This window comes from Vreelandella alkaliphila (assembly GCF_016107625.1).
In the GTDB taxonomy this organism is placed as follows: domain Bacteria; phylum Pseudomonadota; class Gammaproteobacteria; order Pseudomonadales; family Halomonadaceae; genus Vreelandella; species Vreelandella alkaliphila.
Genome location: NZ_JABASV010000043.1, coordinates 1 through 399 on the forward strand (window position 1 = coordinate 1; position 399 = coordinate 399).

The window sequence follows — 399 nt, forward strand, 5'->3', positions numbered from 1 at the left end:
CGGCGTTGACCTCATCACCGGCGCTAACCGCGACTTCGATGATTTCAACGCTGTCGGAACCGCCCAGGTCAGGCACCTTGATGTCAACGGTCTGCTTGCCGCCGCTGGCTTTCTTCGCTGCCGGTGCGGGGGCTGCTTCCTGCGTCGGTTTGTCTTGTTTCGCTGGCGCGTCGTTGGGCTGGCTGTCAGACGCAGGGGCTGACGTCTCTTCGCCACCGTCTGTGCCGCCTTCAACCTCCAGCTCAACAATGTCGTCGCCTTCGGAGACAGTATCGCCTTCTTTGACCAGCACTTTGAGCACCTTGCCGCCTTTCGGGGCCGGGACGTCCATGCTGGCTTTGTCGGATTCCAGGGTGATTAGGGTGTCTTCCGCTTCAATGACGTCGCCTTCTGACACCG

1 protein-coding gene is annotated in these 399 nt (G+C 60.9%); it reads right to left on the reverse strand.

Features of this window, described 5'->3' with window-relative positions:
* A partial coding sequence (locus tag JFC11_RS18895) for a biotin/lipoyl-containing protein (RefSeq protein ID WP_422822571.1) occupies nt 1-397 on the reverse strand: 397 nt, incomplete at its 3' end.
* Between the last annotated feature and the right edge of the window lie 2 nt (nt 398-399).